Genomic DNA, 9,318 nt, shown 5'->3' with positions numbered 1-9,318 from the left:
TTCACGGGTGGTTATGACTAATAAAATTTTACAAAATGACATTTATATATTGCATTAAGTTAGATATATGATATAATGTTGTTAAAAAGAGGCGCAACTTTTTAAAATTAATGAGAATCAAAGAGAAAACCAAGAATATTAATGGAGGAATAAAAAATGGAAGTTATAAATGTAAGTAAGCATTATGGTCATTCAATCATTCTCAAAGATATAAATTTCGCACTTAATAAGGGTGAAATTGTTGGTCTAGTAGGGAGAAATGGAGTTGGTAAGAGTACGTTGATGAAAATTCTTGGTCAGAATAATCAACCGACTTCAGGTAATATTATAAGCAGTGATAATGTTGGGTATTTAATTGAAGAACCAAAATTATTTTTATCTAAAACAGGTTTAGAGAATTTAAAATATTTGTCAAATTTATATGGTGTTGACTACAATCAAGAAAGATTTGGAAGTTTGATCCAAGAGTTAGATTTGACTCAGTCTATCAATAAAAAAGTAAAGACTTATTCTCTGGGGACAAAACAAAAATTAGCTTTGCTTCTAACTCTCGTTACGGAACCTGATATATTGATTTTAGATGAACCGACTAATGGTTTAGATATTGAATCGTCACAAATAGTTTTAGCGGTTCTAAAAAAATTAGCTTTAAATGAAAACGTGGGAATTTTAATATCGAGTCATAAATTAGAAGACATTGAAGAAATTTGTGAAAGGGTTCTTTTCTTGGAGAACGGGCTTTTGACATTTTAAAAAGTAGAAAAAGATAGTCATAATTGCTTATTTGAGATAGCTTTTTCATCAGCTACAGATAGAGACATTTTCATTACCAAACAAGAATTTGGGGATATTGTTCAGGAAGAGGGACTGAGAATTACGATGTCTGGTAATATTCAAAGTAGTGAGCTTTTTAAATTTTTTAACGAAAACTCTATTAAAGTAGTTGATTTTGAAACTAAAAAAGAGACGCTTAAAGATATTTATCTAAATCGTTCAAAATAAAGGAAGGTTATCATCATGAAATTAAATAAATTGAATTTTCTTAAGGGAAATATAAGAAATTTATATTCATCAGGCGTAATATATCTCGGTTTGCTTATCTCGTTTATACCGCCAATATTGGCTACATTCTTTATTCTAAAGACTCAAGGGACATCGCTAGGTATTAAGCATATTTCAAACTTTTATGCTATGCCCAGTATGTTAATGGCTGTTATACATGCTAATTGAGTCATTAGTAGAGATTTTTCCCACAATACGGTAAGTTTGTTTTATAATCAACAGAAAAATCGGATGATTTACGTCTTATCTAATTTTCTATATGCCATCTGAGTTTCCATTATTTATGCTTTGAATGGCATTGTGCTACTAGTCATCGTAAGTAAATTGGGTGTTCCAGGTGCTTTAGGATTAGATTTTATAGTAGCTATTGTAGTCAATACAATTTTGTTAGTCCTATTTTATTTTCTATTATCTTACATTTTCTATTTATACAAATTGAAAAGTGGCTTGGTATTTTAGTAGCTTTACTACTCTTTATCCCTAATATATTAAATACGATGATGATGAATACTAGTAATGATTTGTTTATCAAAGCAATTGAACTTCTTCCTTTTTATTCTTTACCTGTATTTGTGGCTTCAAATACGATGTCTATTAGTCAGTATCTTGTGGTAATCACTACAATCATTTTATTGTACTTTTTCACTCTCAAGAAAAGCAAGAAGTATTCATTTTAGTTTCATTTAGTATTATTTTGCAAACTTAAAATCTAGTAAAAAAATCAGTCATCTTGGTATGCTCCTGCTTTCACTATTCAACACGTTTTTGACTTATACTAGGCTCATTTCCAAAAGCATTATATAATAGTGATATGAAACCAACTAAACTAAACAAGAAATATAAGCAATAAAAACTCGTTTAAAAGATCCTACTAAAGCTAATACTAAATAAAAATAAAAGAGTAAACTAGGAAGTTTATTTCAAACAACCTAAAATACTGATTTTCGGCTGAAGATAATACTGGAGTGCAAATTAATGGGGTTATAATAAATAGCTGACAGCTTGTGTTAGTTTGGAATTTTTTAAGAGTAGATGAGTATTAAAATTATAAGGAGGACGAAGGTGGTTAAAAATTTAAAATTAAAATTAGCTCGGGTAGAGCTTGATTTAACTCAAGGTCAACTAGCAGATGCTGTCGGGGTGACGCGCCAGACTATTGGTTTGATAGAGGCGGGGAAATACAATCCCAGTCTCTCGCTCTGCCAGTCCATTTGCAGATGTTTAGGGAAAACCCTAGACCAACTATTTTGGGAGGAAGAAGATGAAAAATAGATTTTATTATTATCAATTACTAGACGAAAGAGAAGAACAACTGTTCAATAAAGCGGGCTCTGAAAGTTTCTATATCTGCATTGCTTTGTCGCTCCTATCTTATATCATTTCAGTATTAGCACCAAGCCTTTTTAATTCTAATATGCTGCTAATCGTTATCATCATAGGGACATTTTACTTTTTCAATCGCGCCCGTTATCTGGGAGTGACCTACTATAGTCGTTTTCATTTTACGATTTTGGGTTGTTTTTTCCTAACCTTGGCTATTACGGCTCTTTTGATGTTGCAGAATTATCAATTCAACATAGAAATTTATCAGCACAATCCTTTGAATTTTAAATACCTGTCTGCTTGGGTCATTACTTATGTCATTTACCTTCCGTGGGTCTTTATTGGCAATCTTGGTCTGAAGAGCTATGGCGAATGGGCTCAGAAAAAATTTGAACAAGACATGGATGAACTGGAGAGTGGTGAATAGCTTGTTACTCTTTTCTCAATCCAGCTAAAATGTGATATAATAGTACTAATTTATTGGAATACATGAAAGTTCTTGAAAATTTTCATGTATTTCTAGCTAAGGAAGTAGGAAAAGTATGTATCCAGATAATAGTTTGACATTGCACACGGACTTGTACCAGATCAACATGATGCAGGTTTACTTTGACCAAGGAATTCACAATAAAAAGGCGGTCTTTGAGGTGTATTTCCGCCAGCAGCCTTTTAAGAATGGCTATGCAGTTTTTGCAGGTTTGGAAAGAATTGTGAATTATCTTGAAGACTTGCGTTTTTCAGATAGTGATATTGCCTATTTGGAGTCGCTTGGTTATCATGGGGCATTCTTGGACTATCTCCGCAATTTCAAGTTGGAGTTGACCGTTCGTTCTGCCCAAGAAGGGGACTTGGTTTTTGCTAATGAACCGATTGTGCAGGTGGAAGGTCCTCTAGCCCAATGTCAATTGGTCGAAACGGCCCTTTTGAATATTGTCAACTACCAGACCTTGGTGGCGACGAAGGCAGCTCGTATTCGTTCGGTTATCGAAGATGAACCCTTGATGGAGTTTGGGACACGTCGGGCTCAAGAGATGGATGCGGCTATCTGGGGAACACGCGCAGCGGTGATTGGTGGTGCCAATGGAACTAGCAATGTGCGTGCTGGTAAACTCTTTGACATTCCTGTTTTGGGGACCCATGCACATTCCTTGGTGCAGGTTTATGGCAATGATTATGAGGCTTTCAAGGCTTATGCTGCAACCCACAAAAATTGTGTCTTTCTTGTGGATACCTATGACACCCTTCGTATTGGGGTACCCGCTGCCATTCAGGTGGCGCGTGAGCTGGGCGACCAGATTAACTTTATGGGTGTGCGGATTGACTCTGGGGATATTGCCTATATTTCTAAGAAAGTCCGTCAGCAACTGGACGAGGCTGGATTTACAGAGGCTAAGATTTATGCTTCTAATGATTTGGACGAAAATACTATCCTCAACCTCAAGATGCAAAAGGCCAAGATTGATGTCTGGGGCGTGGGTACCAAGCTGATCACAGCCTATGATCAGCCAGCTCTTGGGGCAGTTTACAAGATTGTGGCAATCGAAGATGAAAATGGTCAGATGCGCAATACCATCAAGCTGTCTAATAATGCGGAAAAAGTGTCTACGCCAGGTAAGAAGCAGGTGTGGCGCATTACCAGTCGTGAAAAAGGCAAGTCAGAAGGCGACTACATAACCTATGATGGTGTTGATGTTGCCAGCATGACTGAAATCAAGATGTTCCATCCGACTTATACCTACATCAAGAAGACCGTTCGTAATTTTGATGCTGTTCCTCTCTTGGTGGATATCTTCAAAGACGGGAAATTGATTTACAACCTGCCTAGCTTAACTGAGATTCAGGCTTATGCTCGTAAGGAATTTGACAAGCTTTGGGATGAGTACAAGCGTGTGCTCAATCCGCAGCATTATCCAGTGGATTTGGCGCGTGATGTATGGCAAGACAAGATGGACTTGATAGACAAAATGCGTAAGGAAGCCCTTGGTGAAGGAGAAGAAGAATGAGTTTGCAAGAAACGATTATCCAAGAACTGGGCGTGAAACCAGTGATTGATGTCCAAGAAGAAATCCGTCGTTCCATTGATTTCTTAAAGAGATACCTGAAAAAACATCCCTTCCTTAAAACCTTTGTGCTAGGGATTTCTGGAGGGCAGGACTCAACCTTGGCAGGGCGCTTGGCCCAATTAGCTATGGAAGAACTGCGAGCAGAAACGGGAGACGACAGCTATAAATTTATCGCTGTCCGCCTGCCTTATGGAGTGCAAGCTGATGAAGCAGATGCTCAAAAAGCCTTAGCATTCATCCAACCAGATGTCAGTTTAGTCGTCAATATCAAGGAATCAGCTGACGCCATGACGGCAGCAGTTGAAGCGACAGGTAGTCCTGTTTCAGACTTTAATAAGGGCAATATCAAGGCACGTTGCCGTATGATTGCTCAGTATGCCCTTGCTGGTTCCCATAGCGGAGCGGTCATTGGAACAGACCACGCCGCGGAAAATATCACAGGTTTCTTTACCAAGTTTGGTGACGGTGGTGCAGATATTCTCCCTCTTTATCGCCTCAATAAACGCCAAGGAAAACAACTCTTGAAGGAACTTGGTGCAGACCCAGCCCTTTATGAAAAAATCCCAACAGCAGACCTAGAAGAAGATAAACCCGGTCTAGCTGACGAAGTAGCCCTCGGAGTCACTTACGAAGAGATTGACGACTACCTAGAAGGCAAAACAATCAGCCCAGAAGCCCAAGCAAGAATCGAAAACTGGTGGCACAAAGGCCAACATAAACGCCACCTACCCATCACCGTATTTGATGACTTTTGGGAGTAAAAACCTCCAGTGGAGGTTTTTACCCCGAGCATGGAAACAGGTAAGCGAGGAAGGTCCGGGGGACCTTTTTAGCTTCTTGCCCTGAAATTAAAAAGCAAGAAAAACCTCCAGTGGAGGTTTTCAGCCTCTCATCTTGAAATAAGAAAGTGAGAGAAGGTCCGGGGGATCTTGAACCCCGAGTTTAGAAATAAGAAAATGAGGCAGATTCGGTAACTCGAAGAGTTCGATTTCATCGTCTTACCCCTGCAACGATGACTAGGTTTGAAAAAGCTTGCTAGAGCGCATTTCAAACCAGGCAGCGACTGCGTCAAGAAATTAGAAGACAAACTCGTTTTCTAGCTGTTACTGAGTTGAGCCTTTTTACTACGAGCATAGAAATAAGGAAGTGAGGTAGCATCATGAAAGCTATCGGTACGCAAATATTACAGACAGAACGTTTGATTTTAAGAAGATTTGTGGAGAGTGATTCAGAAGCTATGTTTCAAAATTGGGCTTCATCCGCTGAGAATCTGACCTATGTTACCTGGGATCCCCATCCTGATGTCGTGGTGACTCGAAATTCGATTCGTAACTGGGTTGCTTCCTATACTAATCCCAACTATTACAAATGGGCTATTTGTCTCAAAGAAAACCCAGAGCAAGTGATAGGAGATATCAGCATCGTTGCAATAGATGAGAACAATTCTTCTTGTGAAATTGGCTATATTTTAGGAAAAAACTATTGGGGTCGTGGTCTTATGACAGAGGCCTTAAAAGCTGTCTTGGACTTTTGTTTTACTCAAGTAGGATTTCAAAAAGTCAAAGCTCGATATGCCAGTCTCAACCCAGCTTCAGGTCGTGTCATGGAGAAGGCTGGAATGTCCTATCTACAAACGATTGTTAATGGTGTGGAGAGAAAAGGCTATCTTGCGGATCTTATTTATTATCAGATAAGTAGGGAAGAATGTTGAATTCTATTTTCTGTTTCTATCGAAGTCAACTATTTATTGTAAATATAATAAATGGCATTCTAAGTTTATTTGCAACTTTAAAATAGCATATTGATTAGTACAAGACAGATGTTCTAGTTCCTTCTTTAATCTGGTTTAGTATTAGTTAAAAAATCGCTTTAAGCTTGTAACTAAGAGGGAGCTAATCGACTAGATTCTCCAGCCGAACAGGTGGTAATGTGCTTTTTATAGTGTAATCCTAGCTGTTGTTAAATTTAAAATAGAATCCTCTATCGAGTTAGGGAATTAAATTCCACCAATTTTATTTATGTTTTTCTATCAAAATATCTAACATTAAAATAGTCTCATTCTGATGCGCAAACTATTCTATTTATACTGCATAGTTGTATAAGGAATGATGAAAGATGAGTGAAAGTTATCAAGTTGGAATGTTTGTATCTAAATATATTAGCATGTATTTAGATAAGATGTCTGCAATCCTTTATATATGAGATTGATTACGATATAGTTAAAGTGTTAGTTCAATAATTAATATATCATTTTAAGTTTATTTGATGTATGAAACATATTGTTTAACATTTGCCAGAAAATATGCTATACTAAGTAGTAACTTTTAGAAGGAGGATGTAATGGCAAAATCTAATACCAATAAGCGCTATGCATTACGTAAACTCGAAAAGATTTTTGGTTCTGTGATAGTCGGGCTAACTTTATTTTTAGGAGGAATCCTGAATACAAGTTTTGTTCATGCTGATGGAACAAGAGTGACATTTATTAAAGACGATACCCGCCGTAAAGGAGAGGAACCGGAGACTGATGTTGATGAAGTAGGAAATATTATTGTTAAAGTTCCAGCTAAAGATAGCGTTGAAACAAAAGTAATTCCAATAGAAGAAGAATACGAAGCCGATCCTATGTTAGAAAAAGGGAAAAAAGTAGATGATTCAAATCGTCAAGGTAAACTAGGTGTCAGAACTATTACTACTACTTACAGAATTGAAAATGGTAAAGCAGTAGAGGATACTTCTACAGAAAAAGTAACAACGCCGATGGAAAAGAAAATTATAAAAGTCGAAACTAAACCTACTGTTCGTGTTGAAGAGATTGAATCAGAGGAAGTTAAGTTCGAAAAAGATTTAGAACATCAAAAAGGAAGCAACCCTAAGACTATACCTGGAGAAAAAGGAGATAAAGAATGAATAGAAAAGACATGAAAAAACAATATTCTCTTAGGAAAATTGGAAAGTATGTAGGTTCTGTTGTTATTGGATTATCGTTTGCAGCGGTTATGAATAGCACCAGCACCGAAGTCCAAGCAGCACAACAACCTCCATCAGCAGAATCGGTTGAATTTACTGATGAAGTAAACGATGAAGGAATTACTACAGTCGTAACCGATAACAAAACAGCTGAAGATATACCTTTTGAAACAAAATATATAGCTGACGACGCTATGGAATTAAATACTAAAAAAGAAGTAACACCTGGAAAACCGGGATCAAAAGCATTTAAGAATAAAGTTTTCTATAATTTTAATACAGGAAAAACAAAAATTCTTGAAAGAACTCCCGAGAAGGTCATAATAACAGAACCCACAACACAGGTAATAAAAGTCGGAACTAAACCTACTGTCGTTACTGAAAAAATTGAGTCTTCTATTAAATATATAAAAGACCCTAATAGACCTATCGGAAGTGATGTTATAACTGAAAGTGAAGGGGAGGATGGTATTAAGAAAATTACCACTACCTATGTTTTAGATGAAAAAACTGGAAAAGTTACGGTTAAAGAAAACACAACTACTATTGAGAAAAAAGCGCAAGACATCGTCTATAAAGTCGGAGCTCAAGATAAAATTCAAGAAACTACGATTAATCATAAAACAATATATGAAAAAGATGATAATCTTGAAGTTAGAACACGAAAAGTAAAAACTCCAGGAGAAAATGGAAAAATAGTTACAACTACTTCATATAGTGTATCCCCTATTAATGGCACACCTACTCCTAATACACCAATAGAAAAAAGAACAGAACCCAAAACTGAAGTGATAACAATTGGAACTAAACCTACTGTTCGTGTTGAAGAGATTGAATCAGAGGAAGTTAAGTTCGAAAAAGATTTAGAACATCCAAGAGGAAGTAACCCTGAGACTATACCTGGAGAAAATGGAACTAAGGAAATTACTACAACATACAAATTAGATACAAATACCGGAGAAGTCTCAGAACTAGAAACAACCGAAAAAATACTAACTCAACCTACTCCTACTGTTGTAAAAGTCCCTGCTAAAGATAAGATTGAGCATAAAGATATTCCAATAGAAGCAGAATACGAGGCGGACCCCACGTTAGAAAAAGGGAAAAAAGTAGATGATCCAAATCGTCAAGGTAAACTAGGTATCAGAACTATTACTACTACTTACAGAATTGAAAATGGTAAAGCAGTAGAGGATACTTCTACAGAAAAAGTAACAACTCCTATGGAAAAGAAAATCATAAAAGTCGGAACTAAACCTACTGTTCGTGTTGGAGATATTGAATCAAAAGAAGTTAAGTTCGAAAAAGATTTAGAACATCCAAGAGGAAGTAACCCTGAAACTATACCTGGAGAAAATGGAACTAAGGAAATCACTACAACATACAAATTAGATACAAATACTGGAGAAGTCTCAGAACTAGAAACAACTGAAAAAATACTAACTCAGCCTACACCTACTGTTGTAAAAGTTCCAGCTAAAGATAAGGTAGAAAAACGCATCGCCGAAAAAAGTACAAATATCCGTTTTGAAAAAGATGAAACTAGAGACCGTAATGAAAATCCTGTTACAATTGACGGAGAGGATGGCTATGTAACCACGACGACGACCTACGATGTTGATTCAGAGACTGGTAAGGTTACCGAAAAGGTTACCGTAGAGAAAAAAGAAGCCACGGATACAGTTATTAAAGTTCCAGCTAAAAGTAAGGTTGAGCGTGAAGTTCTGCCTACAAGTGTTATCCGTTTTGAAAAAGATGAAACAAAAGACCGTAGTGAAAATCCTATTACAACTGACGGAGAGGATGGCTATGTAACCACGACAAGGACCTACGATGTTAATCCAGAGAATGGTCATGTTACCGAAAAGGTTACTGTAGACAGAAAAGAAGCCACGGATAC

At 36.8% G+C, this 9,318-nt stretch carries 7 protein-coding genes and 3 pseudogenes; all 10 read left to right on the top strand.

Annotated features, from left to right (window positions below):
- Positions 1-156: 156 nt before the first annotated feature.
- The gene (locus B4W83_RS11810) at positions 157-753 is read left to right on the top strand and encodes an ABC transporter ATP-binding protein (protein WP_000452045.1); all 597 of its coding nucleotides are present in this window, start codon (positions 157-159) and stop codon (positions 751-753) included.
- A gap of 264 nt (positions 754-1,017) precedes the next feature.
- Positions 1,018-1,739: pseudogene (locus tag B4W83_RS13620) on the top strand (hypothetical protein).
- 385 nt (positions 1,740-2,124) lie between these two features.
- Positions 2,125-2,334 carry a helix-turn-helix transcriptional regulator gene (locus tag B4W83_RS11795; protein ID WP_000240379.1) on the top strand — a complete coding sequence of 70 codons (210 nt, stop codon included), beginning with the start codon at positions 2,125-2,127 and terminating at the stop codon, positions 2,332-2,334.
- Positions 2,324-2,812 (top strand): DUF6773 family protein, encoded by a 489-nt coding sequence (locus B4W83_RS11790; protein ID WP_000797184.1) that lies wholly within the window; start codon positions 2,324-2,326, stop codon positions 2,810-2,812. Before B4W83_RS11795 ends, B4W83_RS11790 begins: the two co-directional genes overlap by 11 nt.
- Positions 2,813-2,927: 115 nt before the next feature.
- On the top strand, positions 2,928-4,388 hold the full coding sequence (locus B4W83_RS11785; protein ID WP_000283162.1) for a nicotinate phosphoribosyltransferase: 1,461 nt from the start codon (positions 2,928-2,930) through the stop codon (positions 4,386-4,388).
- Positions 4,385-5,209: an ammonia-dependent NAD(+) synthetase gene (nadE, locus tag B4W83_RS11780; RefSeq protein WP_000058048.1), complete on the top strand. Its 825-nt coding sequence runs from the start codon at positions 4,385-4,387 to the stop codon at positions 5,207-5,209. Before B4W83_RS11785 ends, nadE begins: the two co-directional genes overlap by 4 nt.
- A gap of 398 nt (positions 5,210-5,607) precedes the next feature.
- Entirely contained in the window at positions 5,608-6,159 is a 552-nt protein-coding gene (locus B4W83_RS11775; RefSeq protein WP_000643819.1) for a GNAT family N-acetyltransferase, read from the top strand.
- A 629-nt stretch (positions 6,160-6,788) separates the two neighbouring features.
- Positions 6,789-6,947 (top strand): annotated as a pseudogene (locus tag B4W83_RS13995) (G5 domain-containing protein); the annotation flags it as partial.
- Between the two features lie 51 nt (positions 6,948-6,998).
- Positions 6,999-7,355 (top strand): annotated as a pseudogene (locus B4W83_RS13615) (G5 domain-containing protein); the annotation flags it as partial.
- Positions 7,355-9,318 (top strand): PspC-related protein choline-binding protein 1 (locus B4W83_RS11765; protein ID WP_246863838.1); only part of this gene is annotated, 1,964 nt, incomplete at its 3' end. The pseudogene B4W83_RS13615 and the gene B4W83_RS11765, both read left to right, overlap by 1 nt.

Source organism: Streptococcus pseudopneumoniae ATCC BAA-960 = CCUG 49455, assembly GCF_002087075.1.
In the GTDB taxonomy this organism is placed as follows: Bacteria; Bacillota; Bacilli; order Lactobacillales; family Streptococcaceae; genus Streptococcus; species Streptococcus pseudopneumoniae.
The sequence above is the reverse complement of the archived record's forward strand: the minus strand, read 5'-3'. Positions and strand labels throughout refer to the sequence as shown.